Origin of the sequence: Streptomyces sp. NPDC015125 (assembly GCF_043080045.1) — a bacterium.
GTDB lineage: Bacteria > Actinomycetota > Actinomycetes > Streptomycetales > Streptomycetaceae > Streptomyces.
Window position 1 is genome coordinate 925,610 of sequence record NZ_JBIBVF010000002.1, and the last position, 25,458, is coordinate 951,067.

The 25,458-nt window shown below is 68.3% G+C and carries 21 protein-coding genes; 15 read left to right on the forward strand and 6 right to left on the reverse strand.

Features of this window, described 5'->3' with window-relative positions; genetic code table 11:
* Positions 1 to 154: 154 nt before the first annotated feature.
* Entirely contained in the window at positions 155 to 817 is a 663-nt protein-coding gene (def, locus tag ACF088_RS09580; RefSeq protein ID WP_392374854.1) for a peptide deformylase, read from the reverse strand.
* Positions 818 to 921: 104 nt separating this feature from the next.
* On the opposite strand from def, the gene ACF088_RS09585 reads away from it, so the two are divergent.
* The gene (locus tag ACF088_RS09585; protein WP_392374856.1) at positions 922 to 1,497 is read left to right on the forward strand and encodes a helix-turn-helix domain-containing protein; all 576 of its coding nucleotides are present in this window, start codon (positions 922 to 924) and stop codon (positions 1,495 to 1,497) included.
* A gap of 166 nt (positions 1,498 to 1,663) precedes the next feature.
* Here the strand turns inward: ACF088_RS09585 and dnaE are convergent, their stop codons facing one another.
* A complete protein-coding gene (dnaE, locus tag ACF088_RS09590) occupies positions 1,664 to 5,266 on the reverse strand; it encodes a DNA polymerase III subunit alpha (protein ID WP_392374857.1) in 3,603 nt (1,200 codons plus the stop codon).
* A 353-nt stretch (positions 5,267 to 5,619) separates the two neighbouring features.
* On the opposite strand from dnaE, the gene ACF088_RS09595 reads away from it, so the two are divergent.
* Positions 5,620 to 6,672, forward strand: coding sequence for a LysR family transcriptional regulator (locus tag ACF088_RS09595; RefSeq protein WP_392374859.1), 1,053 nt, complete (start codon positions 5,620 to 5,622; stop codon positions 6,670 to 6,672).
* A gap of 49 nt (positions 6,673 to 6,721) precedes the next feature.
* Positions 6,722 to 6,922, forward strand: a complete 201-nt coding sequence (locus tag ACF088_RS09600; protein WP_392374861.1) for a transposase — start codon at positions 6,722 to 6,724, stop codon at positions 6,920 to 6,922.
* A gap of 72 nt (positions 6,923 to 6,994) precedes the next feature.
* Here the strand turns inward: ACF088_RS09600 and ACF088_RS09605 are convergent, their stop codons facing one another.
* Complete coding sequence (locus ACF088_RS09605) at positions 6,995 to 7,735, reverse strand: class I SAM-dependent DNA methyltransferase (protein ID WP_392374863.1); 741 nt, start codon at positions 7,733 to 7,735, stop codon at positions 6,995 to 6,997.
* 1,105 nt (positions 7,736 to 8,840) lie between these two features.
* Between ACF088_RS09605 and ACF088_RS09610 the strand changes: the two genes are divergently transcribed.
* From ACF088_RS09610 to ACF088_RS09625, 4 genes are all read left to right on the forward strand, one after another.
* Positions 8,841 to 9,506 (forward strand): class I SAM-dependent methyltransferase, encoded by a 666-nt coding sequence (locus ACF088_RS09610; RefSeq protein WP_392374864.1) that lies wholly within the window; start codon positions 8,841 to 8,843, stop codon positions 9,504 to 9,506.
* Positions 9,503 to 10,033: a DedA family protein gene (locus tag ACF088_RS09615; protein ID WP_392374866.1), complete on the forward strand. Its 531-nt coding sequence runs from the start codon at positions 9,503 to 9,505 to the stop codon at positions 10,031 to 10,033. Before ACF088_RS09610 ends, ACF088_RS09615 begins: the two co-directional genes overlap by 4 nt.
* 558 nt (positions 10,034 to 10,591) lie before the next feature.
* Positions 10,592 to 11,203, forward strand: a complete 612-nt coding sequence (locus ACF088_RS09620) for a nucleotidyltransferase domain-containing protein (RefSeq protein ID WP_392374867.1) — start codon at positions 10,592 to 10,594, stop codon at positions 11,201 to 11,203.
* 39 nt (positions 11,204 to 11,242) lie between these two features.
* Positions 11,243 to 11,479: a hypothetical protein gene (locus tag ACF088_RS09625; RefSeq protein WP_392374869.1), complete on the forward strand. Its 237-nt coding sequence runs from the start codon at positions 11,243 to 11,245 to the stop codon at positions 11,477 to 11,479.
* Between the two features lie 227 nt (positions 11,480 to 11,706).
* Here ACF088_RS09625 and ACF088_RS09630 read toward each other — a convergent pair whose 3' ends face one another.
* Positions 11,707 to 13,866, reverse strand: coding sequence for a SpoIIE family protein phosphatase (locus ACF088_RS09630; protein ID WP_392374870.1), 2,160 nt, complete (start codon positions 13,864 to 13,866; stop codon positions 11,707 to 11,709).
* A gap of 1,080 nt (positions 13,867 to 14,946) precedes the next feature.
* Between ACF088_RS09630 and ACF088_RS09635 the strand changes: the two genes are divergently transcribed.
* From ACF088_RS09635 to ACF088_RS09660, 6 genes are all read left to right on the forward strand, one after another.
* Entirely contained in the window at positions 14,947 to 15,156 is a 210-nt protein-coding gene (locus ACF088_RS09635; protein WP_392374871.1) for a hypothetical protein, read from the forward strand.
* Entirely contained in the window at positions 15,153 to 15,740 is a 588-nt protein-coding gene (locus ACF088_RS09640) for a sigma-70 family RNA polymerase sigma factor (protein ID WP_392374872.1), read from the forward strand. The genes ACF088_RS09635 and ACF088_RS09640 overlap by 4 nt, the downstream gene beginning before the upstream one ends.
* 13 nt (positions 15,741 to 15,753) lie before the next feature.
* Entirely contained in the window at positions 15,754 to 16,554 is an 801-nt protein-coding gene (locus tag ACF088_RS09645; protein WP_392374873.1) for a hypothetical protein, read from the forward strand.
* 389 nt (positions 16,555 to 16,943) lie between these two features.
* A complete protein-coding gene (locus ACF088_RS09650) occupies positions 16,944 to 17,819 on the forward strand; it encodes a hypothetical protein (RefSeq protein ID WP_392374874.1) in 876 nt (291 codons plus the stop codon).
* Between the two features lie 403 nt (positions 17,820 to 18,222).
* Positions 18,223 to 18,972 carry an SOS response-associated peptidase gene (locus ACF088_RS09655; protein WP_392374875.1) on the forward strand — a complete coding sequence of 250 codons (750 nt, stop codon included), beginning with the start codon at positions 18,223 to 18,225 and terminating at the stop codon, positions 18,970 to 18,972.
* A gap of 102 nt (positions 18,973 to 19,074) precedes the next feature.
* A complete protein-coding gene (locus ACF088_RS09660) occupies positions 19,075 to 19,857 on the forward strand; it encodes a phosphotransferase (protein WP_392374876.1) in 783 nt (260 codons plus the stop codon).
* A gap of 388 nt (positions 19,858 to 20,245) precedes the next feature.
* On the opposite strand, the gene ACF088_RS09665 is transcribed toward ACF088_RS09660, so the two are convergent.
* Positions 20,246 to 22,075, reverse strand: coding sequence for a hypothetical protein (locus ACF088_RS09665; RefSeq protein WP_392374877.1), 1,830 nt, complete (start codon positions 22,073 to 22,075; stop codon positions 20,246 to 20,248).
* Positions 22,076 to 22,447: 372 nt separating this feature from the next.
* Here ACF088_RS09665 and ACF088_RS09670 point away from each other — a divergent pair, with 372 nt between their 5' ends.
* Together ACF088_RS09670 and ACF088_RS09675 are read left to right on the forward strand one after the other, a co-directional pair.
* Positions 22,448 to 24,298, forward strand: coding sequence for a beta-galactosidase family protein (locus ACF088_RS09670; protein ID WP_392374878.1), 1,851 nt, complete (start codon positions 22,448 to 22,450; stop codon positions 24,296 to 24,298).
* A 329-nt stretch (positions 24,299 to 24,627) separates the two neighbouring features.
* Positions 24,628 to 24,885: a hypothetical protein gene (locus tag ACF088_RS09675; protein WP_392374879.1), complete on the forward strand. Its 258-nt coding sequence runs from the start codon at positions 24,628 to 24,630 to the stop codon at positions 24,883 to 24,885.
* Between the two features lie 352 nt (positions 24,886 to 25,237).
* Here the strand turns inward: ACF088_RS09675 and ACF088_RS09680 are convergent, their stop codons facing one another.
* A complete protein-coding gene (locus tag ACF088_RS09680; RefSeq protein WP_392374880.1) occupies positions 25,238 to 25,438 on the reverse strand; it encodes a hypothetical protein in 201 nt (66 codons plus the stop codon).
* Positions 25,439 to 25,458: the final 20 nt, after the last annotated feature.

Below are 25,458 nucleotides of genomic sequence, written 5' to 3' on the forward strand. Positions count from 1 at the left end.
CGGACGGCTCTGGTGCGCGGGCCCTCCGCAAGGAGCTCGCGGAGCTCGTGCACCGCCTCCCGGAGCCCGGCCGCGAAGACGAATCGCCGTGGTGACGCCGGTCCGGTCGCTCAGCCACCTTGGTGACGGCGGTTGCGCCCGGCTGTCCGTCGGCTCACCGGCCCAGGCCGGCGGCTTTGACCTGGCGTTGGGCGAGGACGTCCGCGCAGCGGTCGTCCATCTGCCGTAGTGCGTCGCGGCGGTCCCGTTTGGAGAGTCGGTCGAGATAGGTGTGCCCGAGGAGGTGATCGGTCTCGTGCTGCAGGCACCGGGCGAAATAGCCCGTTCCCTCGATCACGAGGGGAGCGCCGTCCTTGTCGAAGCCACGCACGACGGCACGATCGGTCCGTGGGACCGCCATGGCAGCACCCGGCACCGACAGGCACCCTTCGAAGTCGTCGATGAGCCGGCGGTGGCCCGCGTCGGGCTGGTCGAGAACGGGGTTGACGAGGTGGCCGACATGCCGGATGCCGTAGTCGTCCGGGCAGTCGTACACGAACAGCCTCAGGTCGACACCGACCTGATTGGCAGCCAGGCCGGCACCATCGGCCACCCACATGGTCAGGAACATGTCGTCGACCAGCGCCGACAGCTCGGCGGTACCGAACTCGGTCACCTCACGGCATGGACGGTTGAGGATTTCCTCGCCCACCACCGTGATCCGGCGTACCGAGCCCCGCTCGGCTTCCGGAGGCAGAGCCGGCCAGGAGTCGACCGGCTCGCCCTGAACACGGACTCGCCGGTCGGTGGCGCGAGGTTGATCGTGAGGAATGGGCATCGTGGTTCTTCCTTCGTGCGGGGCCAAGGCCGCATCGGCGGCCCGAAGTCCTGGCGGAGCACAGCCAGTTGCAAAGTCCTTTGCAAAGTAGCAGACTTTGCAAAGTGACTGAAGATGACGTCGACCGCCCGGCCGACCAGCCCCCCACGGCCGGCACGGGACTGCGCGAACACGAGGTCCGTACAGCCCTGCTCGACCTCCTTGCCGAGGTCGGCGCCGTCACGGCGACCGAAGCGGCCGCCCGCCTGGGCTATAGCTCCGGGCTCTGCTCCTTCCACCTGCGGCAGCTCGCCCGCCACGGACACATCGAAGAAGCCCCTCATAGGGGAGGCCGCGCACGTCCGTGGCGGCTGCGTCGGCCCGCTGCCGCGTCCGATCCGTCCACGGACGATTTCGGCGACCTCGCCCGCGGTCTGGAGGACGAGAGCTGGCAGCACTGGCTCGACCAACGAGAGGAGGCGCCGGCCGAGTGGCGCCGTGACGAAGCGTTCAGCGCCGTCGCTTATCTGACACCCGAGGAGATGCGCCGGATGGCAGCCGTGATCCGAGGGGCACTTGCCCCCTATCGGGACCGCGACCACCGACCTCTGGCCCGGCCCGAGGACGCCCGGCCGGTCGCCCTCATCACCCGGCTGTTCCCGCTGCTTCCCCGCCCGGCGGACGACGCAGACGAGGGCTGAGGAGCACCGGCCGTGGAGACGGTGCACTTCCTCGTCGACAGGCAGTCGGGTGCAGCCGCGAATCGGCAAGGGGAATGGGGAGGGGGAAAGGGGAGGGGGAAAGGTGAATGGGGAGGGAGAAAGGGGCCAGGGCCTGGGCGTCTGATGCCGGGGACCGGCCCCGGCATCAGACGCCCAGGCCCGCCCACGCGTCAGCTCCGAACGTGCCCTTCACCTCGGATGCGATGGTCGTGGGGTCCACCGTGGCCTGCAGGGCGTACACGGTCGTCTTGAGTGCGCCGCGGACGCTGAGGTGGACCGGGCTGTCGCCCGGGTGGTCCGCAAGGATGCGCTGCAGTTCCCTGACGGACTGTTCGGTGATCCGGTGGGCGGGGAGGGCAAGCCGCACGGGGGGTTTCCCGCCGCGCTCGGCAGAGGACACGTCCAGTACCGCGAGTTCTCTGCCGAAGACGTTCACGGTTCCGTCCCGGTCCTCCAACTTGCCCTGGACGGAGATGACGTTGTCTTCGGCCAGCGCGTGCTGTACGAGCTGGTAGGCGGCGGGGAAGAAGAGCACCTCGATGCCGGCATCACGGTCCGCGAGGTGCACGATGGCCCAGGCGTTGCCCTGTTTGGTCACCTTGAGCTGGATGCCGGTGATCAGCCCCGAGAGCCGCACCTCCCCGGTGGTGCGGCCGGAGGCGAGAAGTTCGGCGATGGAGCAGTCCCGGGCGCCGGAGAGGATGTGCTCGGCGCCGTCCAGGGGGTGGGCGGAGACGTAGAGGCCGAGCATCTCGCGTTCGGTAGCCAGGAGCTGTCTGCGGGGCCACTCTGTGTCGTCGACGGGGAAGTCGAGGCCGAAGGCCGGTGCGCCGCTTCCTTCACCGCTCCCCAGACCGGCGAAGAGATCGTCCTGTCCGAAGCTTGCCGCTTTTTTCACGGGGATGATCGCGTCGATGGCGTCCTCGTGGATGGCGGTGAGGCCCTTGCGGGAATGCTCCAGGGAGTCGAAGGTGCCGGCCTTGATCAGGGACTCCACAGCTCGTTTGTTGAGTGCGGGCAGATCGGCCTTGTCGAGGAAGTCGGAGAACGAAGTGAATTTCCCTTTCCGGCGGCGGGCCTCGACGATGGCCTCGATGACGTGGTCGCCGACGTTGCGCACGGACCGCAGCCCGAACCGTACGTCGTCACCGACGGCGGTGAACTCGGCGACGGACTCGTTCACGTCGGGCTGGAGGACCCGGACGCCGTTCTTGCGGGCGTCGGCGAGGTAGATCGCGGCCTTGTCCTTGTCATCGCCGACCGAGGTGAGCAGGGCGGCCATGTACTCGGCCGGGTAGTTGGCCTTGAGGTAGGCGGTCCAGTACGAGACGAGTCCGTAGCCGGCGGTGTGGGACTTGTTGAAGGCGTAGCCGGAGAACGGCAGCATGACGTCCCACAGGGCCGTGATGGCTTCCTCGCTGTACCCGTTGCCCCGCATGCCGTCGTGGAACTTGTCCCACTCCGCGGCCAGTACCTCCGGTTTCTTCTTGCCCATCGCGCGGCGCAGCAGGTCGGCGCCGCCGAGGGTGTACCCGGCCAGTTCCCGGGCGATGGCCATGATCTGCTCCTGGTAGACGAGCAGATGGAAGGTGTTGCCGAGGATCGGCTCCAGGGCGCCGCGCAGCTCGGGGTGGATCGGGGTGATCTCCTGGCGGCCGGTCTTCCGGTGCGCGTAGTGGGTGTGCGCGTTGGCCGCCATGGGGCCCGGCCGGTAGAGAGCGTTGACCGCCGCGATGTCCTCGAACCGGGTGGGTTCCATCTGCTTCAGCAGCACGCGCATACCGCCACCGTCGAGTTGGAAGACACCGAACGTGTTGCCGTCGGCCAGCAGCCGGTACGTCTTGGTGTCGTCCAGAGGGATCACGAGGGTGGACGGGTCGCCGTCCAGGGGATCTACGGTGGCCAGGCTGACGCCCCGGTTCTCGCGGATGTTCTCGATCGCCTGGTCGATGACACCCAGGTTCCGCAGCCCCAGGAAGTCCATCTTGATCAGACCCATGTCTTCGCAGGACGGGTAGTCGAAGCCGGTGATCTTCACGCCGTCCGAGGCACGCATGTGCAGCGGGATGCGGTCGGTGAGCTTCGTCTTGGAAAGGATGACCGCCGCGGCGTGCACGCCGGTGCCACGGGTGAGGCCCTCCACCCCGCGGGCGGTATCGATGACCCGCTTCACCTCCTGCTCGTTGTCGTACATCTGCCGGATCTCGCCGGCCTCGCCGTACCGCTCGTGGGACGGGTCGAAGACGGCAGCCAGCGGGGCGGACTTGCCGTTCTGGTCCGGCGGGAGTGCCTTGGTGATCCGCTCGCCATGCGCATAGGGGTAGCCGAGGATGCGCGAGGAGTCCTTGATCGCGTTCTTGGCCTTGATCTTGCCGAACGTGTTCACCATGGCGGTGTACTCCTCGCCGTACTTCTCGGTGACGTAGCGGACCATCCGGTCGCGCTGGCGGTCGTCGAAATCGAGGTCCACGTCGGGCGGGTTGATGCGCTCGGGGTTGAGGAACCGTTCGAACAGCAGGCCGTGCTCCAGGGGGCACAGCTCCGTGATGCGGGTGGCGTAGGCGACGAGGGAGCCGGTGGCCGAACCCCGGCCGGGGCCGAGCGGGATCTTGTTCTCCCGGGCATGGCGGCAGATGTCCGCCACAACGAGGAAGTAGGAGCTGAAGCCCATGGGGCCGATGACCGACATCTCGGTCTCGAAGCGGTCCACGATGTGCCGGGGGACCGGGTTCCCATAGCGCATCACCAGACCCTCGAGGGTTTCCTTGCGCAGCCACGACTCCTGCGTTTCGCCTTCCGGGACGTCCGGGAACTGCGGCATCTCGTCGACGTAGTCGAAGACCTCGTCATAGGACTCGATGCGCTCGGCGATCAGCAGGGTGTTGTCGCAGGCCTCCGGAAGCTCCGAGAACAGGCTGCGCATCTCGGCGGCGCTCTTGAGATAGTAGCCGGAGCCGTGGAAACGGAAGCGGCCCGGGTCGTCCTTGTTCTTGCCGACACCGATGCACAGCAGGCTGTCGTGGGCGTCGGCCTGGTCCGCGGTGACGTAGTGCGCGTCATTGGTGGCCAGGAGGGGGATGTGCAGTTCCTCGGCCAGACGCAGCAGGCCCGCACGGACCTCACGTTCGATGTCCAGGCCGTGGTCCATCAGTTCCAGGAAATAGTTCTCGCGGCCGAAGATCTCCTGGTAGGCCGCGGCCGCAGCCTTCGCCTCGTCATACTGGTTCAGCCGCAGACGGGTCTGGACCTCGCCGGAGGGGCAGCCGGTGGTGGCGATGACTCCGTCCGGCCGCTGCGCGATCAACTCCCGGTCCATGCGCGGCTTTCCGGCAGGGAACTGACCCTCATAGCTGGCCTGCGTACTGAGCCAGAGCAGGTTCCGCAGGCCCTGGGCGTTCCGCGCCCACATGGTCATGTGAGTGAAGCGGCCGCCACCGGAGACATCCTTCGACCCCTCACCGTCCGTGCTCGTGGCGCGACGGCCTCCCGGCCCCCAGAACTCCTGCTTCCGGACGAAACGAGAGGAAGGCGCCACGTATGCCTCGATGCCGATGATCGGCCTGATCCCCTCGAAGCCCTTCGCGACCTGCGCGAACTCGTAGGCGCCGAACATGTTGCCGTGGTCGCTCATGGCGATGGCGGGCATCCCCTGCCGGGCCACCTCGGTGAACATCGGCTTCACCTTCTGTGCGCCGTCCAGCATGGAGTATTCGGTGTGATTGTGCAGGTGGACGAAGGAATCCGGCACGTGTGGGTCGCCTCCGGGGTGAGTAGGGAGCCCCATCCCGGCCCGAGACGCGATGGTGGCCTTGTCGGTGGCCGACCGCACGCATCGGCAGATGGTGGGATGGCTCGACCCGTCGTGGTGTGGTCGCGCCGGCGGGGCGGCCAAGGGGGCGAACCGCCCGTGCGCGCGATCAGTCCGATCCCTTGAAGTGCAGGCCCGGCAGCCATCCGGCTACCGGGCAGCACGCCTCCCGTTGCGGCGTTTGCGAAACCACACGTTGATCAGAGACATCAAAGCGAGCGAGGAGTGGCGGAATCAAACAACTACTTCACCGACCGGACTCAACGATTGGTTGTCTGCCTAGAATGATCGGCGTGGACCTCATCGCTGTGCGCACCTTCGTCACCGCCGTGGACGCGGGACAATTCCAAGAAGCCGCCGCTACCTTGTCGATCACCCCGCAGGCCGTCTCCAAGCGCATCGCCGTGCTGGAAAAGGACCTCGGTGTGCAGCTGTTCAGCCGTACGGCCCGTGGAGCCCGGCTGTCCATCGACGGGCAGGCGTTCCTGCCTTACGCCCGGACTCTCCTCCAGGCCGAGGAACGGGCAGCCGCTTCCGTGCGGCCAGGGCGCCGGGCGTTGCGCGTCGACGTGATCGGCCGCCGGGTCTCGGTGGCGGGTCTGCTGCGCGACTTCCACCGTGCGTATCCCGAGACCGATCTCGATATCGTGACCCTGTTCGACTCCGACACGGCCATCGCCGCCGTCCGGGACGGGATGATCGACGCGACCTTCCGCGCCGTGACCATGCCGGGCCGGCAGCTCCCTGACGGAATCGAGGCCACCCCGGTCTTCGACGAACCGCTGCTCCTGTTCGCCGGACCGGCTCACGAGTTCGCCGCCGCCCGGGCTATCGCGCCCGCCCAGCTCGCCGGGCGCCGGATCTGGATGCCCGGCAACATGCCCGGCACCGAGTGGGCCGCCTACTATGACGAGCTCGCCGCCACGTTCGGTCTCACCATCGACTCGATCGGCCCCAACTTCGGCATCGAGCACCTCCTCGACACGATCGCGGACTCCTCGACGCTGGCCACCTTCGTCAGTGAGCGGACTCCGCTGGTCTGGCCTGCCGGCCACGACTTGCGGCTCATTCCCCTGCACGACCCGACACCGGTCTACCCGCACTCACTGATCTGGCGCACCGACAACCCGCATCCCGCCCTCACCGCACTGCGCCACCACCTCACTTCCGCATACCCCGGCCGCCCGGACAGCGGGACCTGGGCACCGAAGTGGGCCCAGCGCGCCACACCGCCGAGCTGGGCAGGCTCGTGTGGATCATTGAGCAGACCAGTCAAAGATGCCTGCGAGGGGGAGTCGGGCCAGGTAGACGCTCGCGGTCTTCTCTTGGGACCCCTAGCGAAATGATCTTCAAGGTGGTTGGACCACTCCGCAACGGATGACCCGGGGGTGTGCGGTGGCTCGGCCGAAGCTGTGGGAACTCGACGACGAGCGGTGGGCGGTGATCGAGCGGCTGCTACCGAAGGTGAAGCGTCGGCCCCGGCATCCCGGGCGAAATCGGCATCCGGACCGGCTGGTGCTCCACGGCCTCCTGTTGGTCCTGCACACCGGGATCGCCCGGGAACAGCTGCCGCAGGAAGCTTCGGCTCGGGCATGACCTGCTGCGTCTGAACTCCCGACAGGAGTTTCAGGACGGGCACGGCTCACCTTGCCAGCCCGGTGGCCGAGTTCAGGTCGGCTTGCGCCACACGGAGATGTGCTTCGCGGAGTCCTGGGTGAACGGCGCCCCGTCCCAGTCCGCGACGCGACGTTCCAGCTCGAGCCCAGCGATCCGTGCCATCAGGTCGAGCTCTGCCGGCCAGGCATACCGGTGCCGGGAGTTGCTGCGACGGTAGCGGCCGTCGTCGCCGTCGCGGGTGAAGTGGTGCGAGACGAGAATCTGCTCGGCCAGGTCGAAGGTGTCGAAGCCGAGATGCTGCTCGGAGACGTCGAACGGCACCGCGACCTGGCCGGGCGGAAGGAACCGCAGCGGTGGCACGCCCAGCTCGATGACGAATCGGCCGCCGGGCTCCAGATGACGTGCGGCGTTGCGGAAGCACTCGACCTGCTCGTCCTGCGTGAGCAGGTTTGTGATGGTGTTGTAGACGAGATAGACCAGGGTGAACCCGCCGGGGACGACGGTGGTGGCCATGTCCCCGATGGCTACCGGAAGCGCGCCCTCGTCGATCTTGCGCCGTAGCACCGCTGCCATGTGCTCGGACAGTTCGATGCCCACTACCGGCACGCCGCGTTCCCGGAGCGGGACGCCCACTCGTCCGGTCCCGATGGCGAACTCCAGTGCCCGGCCATCTCCGGCGAGCTCGGCGAGGAAGGCGAGAGTCGGTCCGAGAACGGCAGCCGAGGACGTTTCGGTCTCCTCGGCGTCGTAGCGGTCGGCGGTCGCACGGGTCCACAGCTCACTGCTCGTCACGGGCGGCCACTTTGCCGGGTGCCGAGGGGCGCTGTCGACGCATTTACCTTCCACCGGCTCCGATCACACAGTGCGGGGTGAGCCGGTACGGCCCTTCCTGGGCACCCTCCGGCTCGGGGGCAGTGGTGCGGTTGTCCTCCTCGGCGCAGCGGGCATCGCCCACAGCTCGTCGTCGACGTCCCACAACTTCGGCCGAGCTACCCCACCCCACAGCCCCGGATCATTTGGGGACGCACACGCGGGCCATCAGGCCGGCGAGGGCGGGGCGGCGCTCCCACGTCCGTCGACGGGCCATACGCGCCGCCGGTGATGAACGCCCCGTCAGTTGCCGTACGTCCCCGGCGGATGGACGCGCTGCGGTCGGTCCGGACTTCCAGGCGATCGCAGCGATGACCTCGCGCTGCTCCCGCTACCGGCGGCCATCCCGCTTCGGCACCCGGTGAGGAAGCAGCGGCTCGATCCGCGCCCACTGCGCATCGGCCAACGGCACACCCAGACCGACGACCAGCTGATCCAAAGGAACCCGTAGGTCCCAGGGCGGGCGGCCGTCCGTCCAGAGGATGACGCCGGGGCCAGTGGTGGCACTTCAGGACAGGCCGACTTTGGGTCCTTGCGGGGGAGGACGGGACTCACCAGTGCATTCGAGGATGGGGACGTCGAATCCCCCGCCAATTTCCAGGAGTTCGCATGCCCCCCACGGCAGCCGTTCCGGGTGTCGAGCGCTTCCTCGGAACCCCCTCAACCCACCGCGAGAACACCGCCGGCGCCATGGCCGACCTCTACGTCCTCGCGCCCTGGTTGCACTGACCACGACACGGAACCACGGCCGGTGTTGCGGGAGCTCGTAGTCGGCCGTTGCCTACCCTCCGCCTTCCAATTCCCGACTGAGCATGCACCAAGACCCGCCTCCTGAAGGCCAGGTGAAGACGAAAGATTTCGCCGATCAAGATTCCCCCTGGCTTCAAGACCCGATCTCCTTGACCACCATTGGCGGTTTGATGCACACGGCCGCTCTACTTCCTCTCAGGTAGTTCTTTTGCTAATGAATGAAAACGCCCCTCACAGCCGTGCCCGGTCTCAGCGTGCGACCGAAGGATGGACCTTCTTGGCTGAATCGGTACGGAATCATCGCACGGTCGGTTCCATCGCCCCCAGTAGTAAGTCGCTGGCCAACCTGCTGGCCGACCCGTTGCTGAAACAAGCGCCTCGGATCTCGAACGTCCTGGAAGTGGGAGCGGGGACCGGTTCGGTCACACGAGTCCTGATTCCCCGGATGTCCCGGGGAAGTCGCTTAGACATCGTAGAAGCTAACGCCCATTTTGCCGCACACCTGCGACGCCTGGTTCGCGGCCACCCGAACCTGCCGGAGAGGCAGGAGCAAGTGCGTGTCCATAACGTATGTGTCGAACAGCTCACCACCGACCGCCGCTACGACGTGATCGTCTCTGGCCTGCCGTTCACCAACTTCTCCCCCCGGCAGGTCGAGGACATCATGGGTCACTACTTCCATTTGCTACGCCCCGGGGGAACTCTCACCTATTTTTCCTATCGTGGCAGTCGCTGGGTCCGCGCCTTTCTGACCTCCCGTCCGGAGGCCCGCCGTCAACAGGGCGTCAAAGAACTGTTGAACCGGTATCACCACCAGTACGCGACCGGCTGTTGGACCGTGTGGGGAAATCTGCCACCCGCGAAGGTGTGGCAACTGCGCCGACCCATCGATGCTGTCAATCCCTCCGGTGTGTTGACCGTCCAGCCGCCCATATCGCGATGAATACCTTCGCCGGTCTGCTCAGTCAGATTCCGCCTGCCACCGCCTACACGGTGCTGGCCACGGCAATCATTGCGGAATCCATTTTGCTGGTGGGCGCCATCATCCCCACTCTCCCTCTCATGCTCACCGCGGGAGCCTTGGCCCGTACCGGCAGCATGAATCTGCCCTCGGTCATCGCAGTCGCCGCCGGCGCTGTCGTGATCGGGGACGCGCTTGGCCATCGAACCGGTCACCTGCTGGGTAATCGCCTACGCACCGGGAAGCTCGGCCGCCGCATTCCTGCCTCGGCGTGGCAGCGAGCCGAGAACCTCATGAACAAGCGCGCCGGCCAAACCCTCCTGATCTTTCGTTTTGTGCCGGTGATGCGGACCCTTGCCCCGCACCTGGCCGGCATTGTGGGCCTGCCTTACCGTCATATCGCCCCGTACAGTGCTCTGGCCTCGGTCGCGTGGGCGAGCGCGGAAGGCGGCGCGGGCTACACAGCAGCCTTCTCCATCCAGCACATCTCCGTGATCGGAGGCCCGTAGCCGGTCGGCGCCACATTGATGGTCCTCGGGCGCCGGCCTACGCGAACTCCGGTGCCGGACAAGGCTGGCCGCACTCATCCCAGCTGTGCAGCAGATCTGCGCGGGCGACTCGTCCCTCTGCCCCGTCGCCGGGCGGTGCCCGCTGTCCCTCTGCCGGGGACGGCCGGCCGTCCAGATCACCACGCAGCGGCCCCGCGGAGAGCTGCGCCGGGTACATCTGGGGGACGCTGCAGGTGCGCTCGCGTCCGGCCTGGAGCGCGCCGATCGACGCGCAGTTCAGGCGACCCGCGACTACGGCACCCCCTGTGTCCATGAACACGTAGGTGTCTGATGTCCTCAACTCCGGCTCGACGCCGGCCGGATGCCGGCTTGAGGAGATCCACGACAGCCTCCTCGAACGCCTGAAGGAAGCAAGGCAGCAAGGAAGCAAGGAAGCGAGGACCAGGGATGGCTCGGCGAGGTCGCCGCCGTCGAGAAGAGCGTGGCCGCTCCGTTCGAGCACCTGACTCCTGCAGGCCCTCAGCACAGCGAGGCAGCTTTCGGAACAGGATGGACGACATGACCTACGAGCACACCCCCTTGAACAGATGGGACCCCGCGCCCCTTGCCGAAGTTGCCGACCGGTTCTGTGACCTGAAGAGCCCCTGGTGGGTGGCGGGTGGCTTCGCCATCGAACTCGCGGTGGGCCACCGCATCCGAGATCACGGCGACATCGACATCCTGCTCCTGCGGCGCGACCAGCTCGCCGTGCAACAGACTCTGCCGGACTGGCAGTGGTGGGCCGCCGATCCACCGGGGAGCCTGCGTCCGTGGGCAGCTGGCGAAGTGCTTCCTGAGAGCGTCCATGACATCTGGTGCCAGCCGGCGCCAGACGGACCCTGGCGCATTCAGATCATGCTCGACGAAGCCCAAGACCAGGAGTGGGTGTCACGCCGTGATCCGCGAGTACGTCGTCCGATCGACACGCTCGGCCTGATCTCCGCCGACGGAATCCCCTACCTTGCACCGGAGGTGCAACTCTTCTACAAGGCCGCGGAGCCGCGGCCCAAGGACGAAGCGGATCTGGACGCAGTCCTGCCCACGCTCACCGAAATCCAGCGACACTGGCTCGTCCACGCCGTCACCCAGGCGTACGGACCGCATCCGTGGGCCGACCGGGTGCTGGGGTAATCCCCACCACGCGTTGGGCGATACGAGGAGTTCGCGGCGTTGCCGGTTCTGCCGGTTCTGCCGGCTCTGCCGGCGCGTGTCGGCGTGCCGCTCATATCGCTCGTGTCGCTCATGCCGCTCGTGTCGCTCGGCCCGATGGTGCGCTCGGTGGTTGACGGAGCGAAGCCACCGACGGCGCAAGGCCCGTTCCGGCTCGCTCCCGAGCTGGTCGCCGCGCGGTTCGACATGCTCACCGCGGCGGCCGAGAGACGTGACGCGCTGTTGGCACCGGCCTGATGCCGCCCGGCGCACGGGACGTGGCCGTCGTGAAACTGGGCATCTGCTACGTGTACGCGTGCTCTTTTTCCGCAGACCGAGTGGCGGTGCTGGAGCAGCGGTCCGAGCCCGGCGAGGGAACTGGACGTGGATCTGCGGGTAGCCCCGGCATCGGCCCGCGACGGCGGTAGGTGGCCGGTGACCCGTGACGGGTGATCGGTGATCGGTGATCGGTGTTCGGTACGACGTCAGGTTGCCCGATGCTGAGCGCCGTTCGCCGGGAGGTGTTCCTCTGCCCAGACGATCTTGCCGTCGGCCGTGTATCGGGTACCCCAGCGGCGGGCCAGCTGCGCTACGAGGAAAAGGCCGCGGCCGTCCTCGTCGGTGGTCCGTGCGTGGCGCATGCGTGGTGAGCTGCTGCTGGCGTCGGAGACTTCACAGATGAGCGCATCCTGCCGGATCAGGCGCAACCGGAGGTGTCCGTTGCCGTAGCGGATGGCGTTGGTGACGAGCTCGCTGACGATCAGCTCGAAGGTGAAGATCAGGCTGTCCAGTCCCCAGGCGGTGAGGCGGTCGGCTGTGAGGGAGCGGGCGTCCGCGACGACCGACGGGTGGGCGGTCAGCTCCCAGGTGGCCACTTGATCCTCGCCAAGGGCGTGGGTGCGGGCGAGGAGCAGTGCGACGTCGTCGTCGGGACCGCCGGTGAGCACGTCGTTCAGGACGGTTCCGCAGAGTGCGTCGAGCCGCACCTGGGGGGAGGCCAGTGCCGTACGCAGCCGGGTAAGGCCCAGGTCTATGTCCTGGTCGCGGGTTTCTATCAGGCCGTCGGTGTACAGGGCGAGGATGCTGCCGTCGACGATTTCGCATTCGGCGGATTCGAAGGGCAGGGCGCCCAGGCCAAGCGGAGGCCCGGCGGGCAGGTCGGGGAAGGTCACCGAGCCGTCCGGGGTGATGACTGCGGCAGGGGGGTGGCCGGCGCGGGACATGGTGCACGTGCGGGTGGCCGGGTCGTAGACGACGTACAGGCAGGTGGCGCCGAGCGCGGCGGGGGCCAGTGACGGGTCGGCGGTCTGTTCCTCGTCGATCAGGCGCAGTACCAGGTCGTCGAGGTGGGCCAGCAACTCGTCCGGGGGCAGGTCCATGTCCGCCAGGGTGCGAACGGTGGTGCGAAGCCGTCCCATGGTGGCTGCGGCGTCGATCCCGTGGCCCACGACGTCTCCGACGACCAGGGCCACCCGGGCCCCGGACAGGGGTATCACGTCGCACCAGTCGCCGCCCGCGCCATCGGAGGCATGGGCGGGCACATAGCGCCAGGCGACATCGAGAGTGCTGCCGCCGGTGAGACTGCGCGGGAGCAGGCTGCGCTGCAGGGCCAGCGCGGTGCTGTGCTGCCGGGTGTAGCGGCGGGCGTTGTCGATGCTCACCGCCGCGCGAGCCACGACCTCTTCCGCGAGGAGCAGGTCGTCCTGCTCGAAGGGGTCGCGCAGCTGCCAGCGGATGAATCTGACGACACCCAGAACATCACCGAGGGCGCGGATCGGGACGAGTATCAGGGAGCAGAAGCCGAACTCCTGGATTTTCGCGGTTCGCGCCGGGTCTGTTGCGAACCAGCTGCTGGTTGAGGCACCCGGCATGGCTTCCAGACGGGAGCGCCCGTCCTGCATGCACTGCATTTCGGGTGAGTGGGGATGGAAGTCGACGGCCTGTCCGGTCGCCGCGACCGACTCGGGACAGCCTGCGTGGATCGACTGCTGGCCCGCACGGCGCAGCTGCGGCGGATCGAGGTGGGCCCCGGGACGCGGTGTGTCGCCGCGTATCACCGATTCCAGGAGGTCGACGGCGACGAAGTCGGCCAGCCGCGGCACGCTGATGTCGGCCAGGGTCTGCGCGGTGTGCATGACGTCCAATGTGCTGCCGGTCTGTGCTCCGACCTCGTTCAGCAAAGCGAGCCGTTCCCGGGCCCGCCAACGATCAGTGATGTCCAGGACGATGAAGGACACGCCCAGCACCCGGTTCGCGCCGTCGTGGAGCCGGAAAACGGACAGCGAGTATGCGTGCGGCCGATGTGGGTGTGCCTTCGTGCCGCCGCGCAGCAGGTGATCGACCAGGGGCTGACCGGTATCGAGCACCTCCCGCGTACGCGACTCGATCCCCTCGGCATCCAGCCTGAGATCCAAGAGGGGCAGCACGTCCCGCAGGTGCTTGCCCCACCGCTGGTCACGGGGGACGCCCCCGAGGCGCTCCAAAGCCTCGTTGACCCAGACGAAGCGCAGATCCCGGTCCAGCACGGCCATACCTGCCGGTGACAGGGCGAGGATCCGCTCCAGCATCGACGGGTTCGCATGCCACCACTCGTCCGTCGGCTCCGGGCTGCGGCCGGCTGCACCTGTGCTGTCGGAGTTATCCATGTGCACTACACCGTCGTCTGTGAGAGGCAGCGCCTGACGTGTTGGGTGCGCTGGGGCTTCCAGATCGCGTCAGGGGCTCCTGATCCAAGGATCTCACCGGCCTCCGACGTCGTCGCAGCGTCTTCTGCCGCTCGTCCCGGCACGTGGCGCGCACGGTGAGCCGGTCCAGCACCTGTGACGCGGCGCCGGGCGAGGGCGGCGAGTCACCGGCCGGTGGTGTACTGCGCTCTGCCGGCTACGCGACGGGCGGTTCGAGGCCGGCGTCGGCGTCGCCGAGCCGAACTGCCGCAGAGCCCACCGATGAGGCTCTCGGCGGGCCCGTACAGGACGGCCCCTTCACCTCGCCGGGCGGCCGGGCAGGGCCGCGGGGAACCGTCTGAGAGGGTCTCGACCAGCTCACGGGCGAGCCGGCGGCGCCGCACCCGTGGCATACCGTCTGGAATACCGTCACGCTCGACGGCGACATCCGCCCCCACCCGGGTGCCGGCCCGTGCCCAGGGGGAACGGCGAGAGTGCGCGGCGGAGTACGGGGCGAGCGCGATGATCCGAGCGATGTTGCGCCCGGCGGGCTGACCTCGACAGCTGCGTCACCGCGAACGGCGTTCGGCCGGTCGCCGAGCGACTCGAAGAGCTTTGCCGTGGGCGAGTCATGTGTGATCTTTCGGCGGTCGGTGGAGCTTCGGCTCCCTCGGTCGTGGGCGCCGTGTGGCGCCGGGTGGTCCTCCGCGCGGGGCGGAGCCCACGCCTCGGCCTCCCCCCCCCGCGTGTGTGTGACGTACATCACTCACGTGCGGCCCGCTCCCGTGGCTCCGAAGGTAGGTGAGTCGGCGATTCCGGAAAAGCCCTGGTAGCAGTGCGTGTCTGAACGTTCGCTGTGTGTCTACCGGTCGGTAGGGGGTGTGGGGTGGGCGTCTTCGGAAGCTCAGCCGTCACGATCGGTCGAAATTCCTCCGAGGCGACCTCCACGTTTGCCACTCCGGACCGCTTAGCTGTTCCTTGAGGGCAGCGAAGTCCTCCGGCACACCACTTAGTTGGGCTCACGGGGGCTGGGCTCAGTGCCGACGAACGGAAGGAATCACCTTGTCCAATCTGCTCATCGGCGCGCTGGTGATAGCCACCGCTGTGCGCGTCTTCGCCCCCGATGCGGTGCGTCTGGCAAGGCGGGGACTCGCGGTGGGCGTCCGGGTGGGGGCCGCTTCGCTGGCCGATCACCGACGCGCCGACAGCCCGCCCCGTCTGCGCATGGAGATGTCTCTGCCCCTCCCGACCGGCGAGGGGGAGGACGCGTGACCGAGAACAGGAAGACCGACTGGACGGCGCCGAGCCCAGGCGTGCATGCACCGCAGCGGATCCCTCTGGCCTTCTGGGCCTTCCATGGTCGCTTCAATGGGGCCTACCGCAAATACGCGGAACTCCATCTCGGTGAGGAGCGGCTCGCCGGACGGGTCGTCCACGCGGTCTTCCTCAGCCTCCTGCAGGGCTGGACGCGGCTGATGGAGGAGGCCTCTCCCGCCGCCAGCGCCTGGGCGCATCTCAAAGAGACCGTCGACGACGTTCTCATCGCCCAGGGCCGGGACTCCGCCATGGCGGAGACGGCCGTGTTCCAGCGAGTCGCCCGCGCGGTGCTGGAGGACGCACGGGACGAGTTCGCCGCCATGGAGAGCAGCGTCGGACTCTATCCCGCAATCGCCCGCCTGCCCGGACGGCAGTTCGACGTGATGGTGCTGCACTACGTCCTCGACTGCAGCACGGCCAAAACCGCCGGCATCATGGGAATTTCCGAAGCCACGGTGCGCTCCCACCGCCTCCATGCCCGCAACCGAATAGCTCGCGAACTGGGCCTGGACCCCGACACCGAACACAACGAGGACTGAGGAGTACCGCCCCATGCAGCAGCCCCCGCGCACCCTGGACGACCTCCTGCACGATGCCCGTGCCTTTCCCGACGACGACTTCGGGGAAGAGACGGAAAGGGCATCTCGCCGCCGGCTGGAGGAGGACTTCACCGACGCGGTGCGGCACGGCTCTGCCTGGGGCGGCTACCCCCACCCCGCCATTCGCCAACCGCCTTTCGGCGCGCCCGGACGCCCCGCTTCGGCGGCCCGCCGGGAGCGGGCAGCCCGCCAGCTTCGGGCCCTGTCCACCTGGACGGTCCGCGGCCCCCATGCCGCACGGCACATCGCCAGCCTGGCCACGACACACCAGATCGACCCCGACAGTTCCATGGCCTTCGCCTGTCTGCTGCACCTGGCCGGCCGCGACGAGGAGGCCGAGTTTCTGTGGCAGTTCGCCGCCGGCGCCGGCAAGTCCGCCTCTGCTGAATGTCTTTACCTGCTGCACCTCACCCGCGGCGAACTGCGTCACGCGCGGCACTGGGCCCGCCAGGCAGCCGATCTGGACGCCGGCGATGCCGGCCCGAGCCACCACATCCCCCCATCGTCCCCGCGCCGGGATCTTGAGCCCCTGACCTCCCTGATGCTCCTACGGGCCCTGCGGCTCCTGGGACGCCGGAACACGTGCACCACCGACTGCTGGACCATGGAAACCTTCTACGCTCACGCGGGAACGCTCTCCCGGTCCCTGACCGTCGCTGTCCAAGGGCTCACAGCTGAACCCACTGCCGAAGCAGACGCCTTGGCCTGGCCCGACCTCGCGCTCGCCGACCAACTCCACGAGTGCCGGGCCTGAAACCAGCCCCGGCCGGCACGGTCGGGACCGACGTCACGCGCGCATGAGCGGGACGAAGAAGGCGACCGTACGGTGAAACGACGGCCGTATGGTGTGCGCACGGCTATCGTCGGCCCCGGTCGGTGACTGCGGCGCGGGCCCTCATCAGCGATGAGGGCGAGCAGACAGCCCCACAGCACAGCAGCCCTTGGGAGAGCAGTACGTTGCCCCGTACGACACCACCACGCCCCATAGACGTCACCGCAGTACTGCCCGAACTGGCATCCCATGCCAGGGAGACGACACGGCTGCATCCGAGGCCCGGCGCTCCGGAAGCGGCCGACAGCTCGATCGGCGGTCCGCTGCTCTGGCCCGCCGGCGAGCCGTGGCCCATGTGTACCGCGCCCCGTATGGTGCAGCGCAGTGAGCCGATAGCCCCCGCGCTCGTCACCGCGTTGAGGCAGGCGCAGGCCGAGCGGGAGGCGCAGCAGGGGGCGGCCCGCGGCGGGCGGCGCAGCCCGGAGGAGTTGGCTCTGCTCGGCGAAGCATCCGGCCGCCGCGGCGCATCCATCGACCTCCTCCGCTACACCACTCATTGGTACGAGTCCGAGGCGCATGAGGAGCCGAACCCTCTGGTGGCCGTGGCCCAGTTGCACGCGCGCGATGTCCCGACCATTCGCTTCCCCGCAGGGACCGACCTCCTCCAAGTGCTGTGGTGCCCCACCACTCACCAGGATCTGCCCGGCCAGCCCCGCTTTTACGGAGGCCCGTCGGTACACCTCGTCTGGCGGCGCGTGTCCGACGTCTCCTCCGCGTCCGGCATCGCGCCGCCGCAGCCCCGGGAGACACACGACTCCTACCTGCCCACCCCGTGCATGCTGCACCCTGAGCAGGTGACCGAGTATCAGTACTCGGATCTGCTGCCCGACGCGCTGTGCGAGCGCCTTGACGAGCAGGACGAGTGGTGGCTGGAAGAGACTGATTTCAATTATCAGGACGACCTGTCCATCGCCCCCGGCTGCAAGGCCGGAGGCTGGGCATCCTGGCATCTGACCGATCCGGCGCCCGTCAACTGCCGGTGCGGAGCCTCGATGGACCTGCTGCTCAGCTTCGACAGCGGCGAATGGGACGGTGGCTCGAAGAGCTGGCGCCCCGTGGAGGATTCCGAGGCAAACCACGTGAGCGCGTGCGAGCCAACCGGACTGACTCCTGGCCGATGGGGCGCACTGCGGATCTTCAGCTGCCCCCTCGATCCGACACACCCCCACCTGCTGAACATCCAATAGCGGCAGTCGGCCCCCTCGCACCTTGTGTCTGCACACTGCGCCCGTCCGCTCGCCGAGTGCGGCCCGCAAGGGCCCACGAGGCAGAGGGGAACCACGTGCCCAGTCTTGACGTCAACGGCACCACGCCCCACTACGAGGGCGAAGGGACCGGGCCTGACGCTGCTGCTTCCGCACGGCCGGGGCATCAGCGGCCGGACCGGGGAGGCCCAGCCGCCCGTTGCCAGGTCTGCCTGGAGCAGGTTCGCCGGGTCGCAGCAACGAACGCCGTCAGCATCCACCTGAGCCGGTCTCCCGGCCCGTGGGCAGCCCTGATGTCAGGCGGAGACGGAGACGGAGACGGAGGCGTGGGCGAGAAGGCGTGGGTGACCGGGCCCATGGCCAGTGGCGTGGCAAGGTGGACGGTATGTGCGGTCGATATGTCTCCACCCGCCGTCCGCAGGATCTGGTCGACCAGTTCGACGTGACGCGCTGGGACCCCGGCCAGGTGCTCGGCCCGAGCTGGAACGTGGCCCCGACCGATGAGGTGTGGTCGGTGCTGGAACGCGTCGAGCACGACACCGGTGAGGTCACCCGGCAGTTGCGGCCGCTGCGCTGGGGGCTGGTGCCTTCGTGGGCGAAGAGCCTGAGCGTCGGTGCGAAGATGATCAATGCCCGGGTGGAGACGGTCGCGGAGAAGCCGGCCTACCGCCGAGCCTTCGCCAAGCGCAGGTGCCTGCTGCCGGCGGACGGATTCTACGAATGGCAGGCCGTCGCGGCGACCGAGACGGCCAAGGCCCGCAAGCAGCCGTACTTCATCAGCGCCGAGGACGGCCAGGTCATGGCGCTCGCCGGCCTGTACGAGTTCTGGCGCGCCCCCGACGTCTCCGATGACCATGCTCCGGGGGCGTGGTGGACCACCTGCACGATCATCACCACCGAGGCCACCGACGCCGCCGGACGCGTCCACCCGCGGATGCCGCTGACCATCGCCCCCGGCGACTGGAACACCTGGCTCGACCCCGCCCACCAGGACCCCGGCGAGCTCCGAGCCCTGCTCACCGCCCCCGCCGCGGGACACCTGGACGCCCGCGCCGTCTCCACCGCGGTCAACGACGTACGCAATAACGGGCCTCACCTTCTGGACGAGGCCAACGACGCCCCACCCAAGGGCTGACGGCGAGTGGCTTCGTTCACCTTGAGCGGCAGCGCCCTGGGGGAGGGCCTGACAGGATCCCTTCGTATGAGCTCTAGCCGATGGGGAACCCACTCGATCGAGATGACCGGTGACCGTGTGATCAAGCGGTTCCCGAGGAAGGATGGCGGTCGCGCCAAGCGGGAGTGGAGGGCTTTGTCCTTATTGGCCACGTACGCTCCGGGGCTGGCTCCGGAACCTCGGGAGGCCGACCTCGCAGCTTCTGAACCGGTTGTGGTGATGTCTCGACTTGCCGGGGCCCCTTTGCGTGGCACTGCTGTGGAGGGCGAAAAGATCGAAGCCTTGGCCAAGGCGGTGACCACTCTGTATGAGGCTGTGCCGGCCGATGTCGTCTGCAGGCTCCCGCTCAGGCCGGGGCGCCAAAGCGAGCTCGTCGGCCACCTCGATGAGTGGGCGGTGAGGGTTCGCCCTCAAGCCGAAGGACGGGTGAGGCAGGCCATGGACGCCGGGTTGGACTGGCTGGCCCGGTCGGGGCTGGGAGCTGACGCTCGCGGTCAGATTTCACCGGTCTTCGGCCCGGGTGACGGCAATCTCGCGAACTACCTGTGGGACGGCTTCCGGGTCCAGATCGTCGACTTCGAGGACTCAGGCCGCAGCGACCGTGCCTTCGAGCTCGCGGAGATTACCGAGCATGTGGGCAGTTGGGTGGAGCACCCCTTTGACGTCTCGGCTTTCCTGGAGCATTTCGACCTGTCACCCGCGGAGACCGCATGTCTGTGGGAGAGCCGCCGACTGCTTGCCCTGGTCTGGCTGTTCCTGCTGGCGAGCGAGCAAACGGAGCATCCGAGGAATCCTCCTGGCACGGTGGAACGGCAAGCCGACCGGGTGCTGGAGCTATTGGCCTGATGAAAAGAGTCGCGGCCAGCGGTCGGCTCCCTCGGATCAGCTACCGGCTTTCCCGGACGGCTCGGTCCCGGCGGCGGTGTGGATTCCGCGGGTGAGCCGACCTGTCACTCGGTGAACGGTCTGCACCACCGTGCGGGCGGCAGACCGTCGAGCCAGGGCCTGTGGTCGTCGGACGGCCTGGGCGGGCTCGACGAGCTTGAAGGCCATCGCCGGCCCGTCGTCCCGGCTGCCGACGCCTTGGTGACCTTCGTCCGTAGTCGTCCGGTCGCGAACGTCGACTCCCGAAGCCGCAGGCGACCTCGGTCGCTGGCGGCCGGCCGAGGTCGCCTGCGGTTCCGCAACTCGGCGGTGTGTGCCGCGGGATCTGCGGGCGGTTGTGGCCGGGCGTTCAGGCGCTATCCGGCCAGGAGAAGCCGAGTTCTTCGGCGCGTTCGCGGGTGCCGCCGCACACCTGGCCGTAGGTTTTCGGGTCCTCCTCGGCCAGCCGGTTCAGGGCGGCGGTGGCCTGTGCCTCGGGTGGGGTGCCGTCGTCCGGCACGACCCAACGGAACCGGAGGAAAATGCCGTCCGGTTTCCCGGAGCCGAGTCCCGGCGCGTACACGAAGGTCACCACGGTGGTATCCGGGTCGTCGAAGCCGCTGCTGATCCAGCCCCGTTTCGCGTCCCACCGGCTCAGGAGGTCCGGCCGTTCCATCAGTCCGGCCTTGATCAGGCGGGCCGAGGTGCGGGCCGGCCAGGACCAGGAGCGGTCGGTCTCGGCCCGGGCGATCTCCGCGTCGTAAGCCGCGGCGTCGAACCGGTAGGCAGCTAGTTCGGGCGCCGGCGCCCGGGAACCCGGCATGGTGGACGGTCGCCGCCAGTTCTCCCACACCACCTGGTCTCCGTCGCGTCGGATGGTGACGTACAGCGCGCCGCAGCATCCCTCGGTACAGGATGCCTCCGCGAGCTGCACCTCGCTGGGCTCCGAACCGGCCCGGAGCCGGCCTTCGTCCAGCAGGTATTCAGGGCTGTGGGCGGGACCGCGGGCGAAGAACGCCGGGACCACGGGACGCCCGTCGAGGAGGATGCGCGTCTCGACGGGTTCCCGGTCCACGGGATCGCCCGCCACCACCTCGACGCGCAGCCTGCCGGTGGGCGCCGGGCGCCTGAAGGGTTGCCGACCGGTGCGCCGGATCCACCCGGCCCGCAGCCGCTGGTCCGCCCCGCCCGCTTCGGTCTCCGGCAGCGAGGCCCATCGGGGGTCGGCCAGCAGCCATCCCAGCGACGTCAACAGCGTCACACGCCGTCCGGGGGGCCAGTTCAGCAGCACGCCGGGACCACTGCTCAGGTCCAGGGCGAGCGAGAGCAGGGTGGCGCGGTTGTCGAGGGTGGGGGGCAGGAGGTCGGCCCGTGTCGCGACGCTCGCGTACAAGGTGAGCGCGTCGCGGTAGGCGAGGAGGTCGGTCGGGGCGTCACGCGAGCACCCCATCCGGACCAGGAGCCTGCCCGCCCGGGCGAGCAGAGCCGTGTCGGAGGGGTGTCGGCCGAGCAAGTCGGGCAGCCGGGCTGCCTCTGCGATCCGGCGGGCGACCGTGGTGTTGAGAAGTCGGGGGTCAGCGGGGAACGCAACCAACTCCGCACGGATGGCGTCCCGTTCGTCCCTCCACAGGGCGCGGAAGAGTGGCCGCAGCTCGTCACGGCGCGCGTAGACGGCGAGCCAGACGACGGCTGCGCTCCGGGGGTCCAGGGCGTCGAGGGCGTCGACAGCCGGGCGGGTGAACTTCCGGAGCAGGCCGAGAACGGAGAGGTACGGGATATCCTCGGGTGTGCCGAGGCGGGTGAGCAGGGCGAGGCCTGCGGTGACGGCGGGCGCGGAGGTGCCGGTCCGCGTGAGCTGCCGGGCCAGGGACCGGGCCGCCTCGCCCTGCCCGGCCGGCAACGGCAGCCCGGCGACGGCAGACCGGATCAGCATCAGGTGCATGTGGCAGTCCCGGATACCCAGCCGCGCGAAGTGGCGGTGCAGGGTGGCCGAGTCGTCCGGCAGAGGGTTGAGCGCGTCTTGGATGGCGCTCTGCGCCTCTTCGAGGGACAGCGGGATCTCAGCCGGTTCGGGCTGTTGAGCGAGGGAGAAACCACGCCGGGGCGGGACCCCTTCGGGGGACTCGCGCAGCACATGCAGAGCGTAGTCGTACAGGGCGGACGGGAGGGTGAGCGCGTCGCGCTCTTCCTGGGCGCTCACCGGGCGGGGGAGAACTCGATTCCGTAGGTCATGCCCGCAGCCTGCCACCCCGTTTCGTGCCCTGTCGAGGGAATTGGACGCGAGCGCCCTGCAGACGTTCCCGGTTTCGTGAACGACGGCGCTACGGGTGGGCCACCGCGTGTTCGGAAGAGTTGGGGCAGCCCGGTGCAGGTACGTAGCGAAGGGAACACCGCAGATCACGGGCGATGCCTTTCGTACACCCTCCGTTTCCCCGCCCACCGGGTTCACTGTGCTCCGTCACGAACCCTTGTGCTCGATTCTGTTCTACATAACACTCTCAATGCACAGAAGCGCGCACCACTGAACATGTTCGAACCTTGAGAGACGCCGGTCGAGTCGAGGAGAGCAGAGATGACGCAGTTCAGCCGACGTAGATTTCTGAGCGCGGCCGTGGTGGGGGGCGCGTCCGTGGGTGTCGCCCTCGGCGGCGGCCGTATGACCCTCGCCCAGGCCGACAGTCCCCGGGGGCTGACCATCCGCGGGAACGAATTCCTGCTGGACGGCGAGCCGTTCCGGATCCTCTCGGGCGCCTTCCACTACTTCCGTACGCATCCCAAGGACTGGCGCGACCGGTTGCTGCGGATGCGGGCCATGGGCCTCAACACGGTGGAGACCTACGTCGCCTGGAACTTCCACCAACCGCACGAGAAGAAGGCCGACTTCACCGGATGGCGCGATGTCGCCGCCTTCGTACGGACCGCGGACGAGGCCGGGCTCAAGGTGATCGTGCGACCGGGTCCGTACATCTGCGCGGAATGGGACTTCGGCGGCCTGCCGGCCTGGCTCCTCAAGGACAAGGATGCGCCGCTGCGCCGCTCCGATCCCGCCTACGAGAAGGCGGTTGACGCCTGGTTCGCCGAACTGCTGCCGCGGTTCGTGGATCTGCAGGCCACACGCGGCGGGCCCATCATCGCCATGCAGGTCGAGAACGAGTACGGCAGTTACGGCGACGACCACGCCCACCTGGAACATCTGCGGGACACCATGCGGGCACAGGGCGTGGACAGCCTGCTGTTCTGCTCCAACGGGGCCACCCAGGAGGCGCTCAAGGCCGGCAGCCTTCCCGACCTCCTGTCGACCGTCAACTTCGCCGGGGACCCCACCGGGCCCTTCGCGGAGCTGCGCAGATTCCAGCCGGACAAGCCGTTGTTCTGCACCGAGTTCTGGGACGGCTGGTTCGACCACTGGGGAGAACCGCACCACACCACCGACCCGGCGCAGACCGCTGCCGACGTGGAGAAGCTTCTCGAAGCGGGCGCGTCCATCAACTTCTATATGGCCGTGGGCGGAACGAACTTCGGCTGGACCGCGGGTGCCAACCTGACCGGCAGCGACTACCAGCCCACCGTCACCAGCTACGACTACGACTCCCCGATCAGTGAATCCGGTGAACTCACCGAGAAGTTCCACAAGGTGCGTGAGGTGCTGGCCAAGTACACCACCTTGCCGAGCACGCCCCTGCCGGCCACGCCGCGCCGCATGCCGGCCCAGAGGGTGGCGGTCCGCGAGTCGGTGCCGTTGATGGACGCGCTCGATGTGCTGGGCACTCCGCTACGGCATACCACTCCCGTCCACATGGAGGCGCTCGGGCAGCCGTACGGGCTGATCCACTACCGCACTCGGGTGCGGGGGCCGCAGGGGACCAGGGGCTTGAGGATCACGGGCCTGGGCGACCGTGCGCTGGTGTTCGGTGACGGCAAGCGCATCGGAACCTTCGACCGCAACCAGCCGGCCCACACCGTCGACTTCACCGTGGCCGGCGCGTCCAGCACCCTCGATCTCGTGGTCGATCCCACCGGACGGATCAACTTCGGCCAGGGACTCAACGACCCCAAGGGAATCAGCGGCAAGGTTCTCCTCGGCGACGAGGAACTGAGCGACTGGGAGATCCGCCGGCTGCCTCTCGACAACCTCTCGGTTTTGAAGTTCCGCAGCACAGACACGCCGACCGGCCCCGCGTTCCACCGGGCCCGGGTCCATGTCGACACCCCCGCGGACGGCTTCCTCGCCTTTCCGGGCTGGGACAAGGGCATGGTGTGGCTCAACGGGTTCGCGCTCGGCCGGTACTGGTCCCTCGGGCCGCAGATCACCCTGTACGCGCCGAGCCATCTGTGGCGGCGTGGGCACAACGAGCTCGTCGTCCTGGAAATGGAGCGGACGGGGGACCGGATCGAGGTACGGTCCGAGCCCGACATCGGTTAGGTTCTGCCTCTTTGATCGGCGATCAGTGATCAGTGAGCGCCGATCAGTGGTCGGTGATCAGTGACTAGCGATCAGTGACCAATGACCAGTGACCAGTGACCAGCGATCAGCCTGGGTGCAGATGAGGACGGTGGCGGCGAGGTGGGCGATGTGCGTCCTGCCCCTGCTCACCCGCACCACGTACCTCCGCCGCGGCCGGCGCATGCCGAAGGCACTCATTCGGCCCAGCAGTCCATCGAGGTCGCGCGTCGACGGCGGCACAGCACCGACCGACGCCATGCCGCGCGCCTGTCCCACGGCTGGTGGCACAGGCATTTAAATATCGGAGCGTGACTACAGAGCCGCAGCGCTTCAAGATCTTGTTGATCCCTGAACACATTGAGGACAGAGGCGGTGCCCCCGCGGAGGACTCAGCCGTACGATCGGCGGTCGTCGAGGCGACAGGCGAGACGGGCGCCTCGGGCTACCCCCGCTACGCCGGGAACGGGATCGTGGCCGACATCGACCCCCGTACGCGCACGGTCGAAGCGGTGCTCGTCGACGGTGCAGAGCTGGACTATGGTCTGACCGCCGCGGTCACTTCCTGATCGCGGTGTCGTCGACGAGCAGCGGCCAGTCGTGACACGGGCGCAGATCGAGCGGGGAAGGACTGCCGACGGCACCGCAGAAACCGGCGGACCAGCGCGGGCGGCAGCACTGTGCCGAGTGCGAACCTGTCCTGTCCCGCGTGCGAGATCGAACGGGAATCTCGTCCGCTTCGGCCGCGACCGATAGAGGGACACCGAGCGTGTCCCCTCTGGGCTGTAGGCAGGCGTGTCTCCTGGTCGGAGGCCCGGAGGTCCGCCTGCCGGTTCGGGGTGATCAGAAGCGCACTTGTGCTGTCCCGGGTGGCTGCCGGGACGGCGAGCACGGCATCGAACGCTTCAGGGACCTGGGTGCTCAGGTAAGAGCTCTGGGACCGGATCCCGTGGAGCAGTGGTGCCCCTGGGCGTCGCGCGGTGCGTGGCGCAGGTCGGTCAGGGTGATCCGGTCGGCGAATCCGGCGTCGGTGAGGGCGGACTCGACACCGCCGGGCTCGGCGGGCTCAAGGTGGGCTTCCGTGAGGGTGAAGCCGACGGCGGCGCTCTGGTCGGGGTTCATCGTTGCCCCCGTGCCTCGGG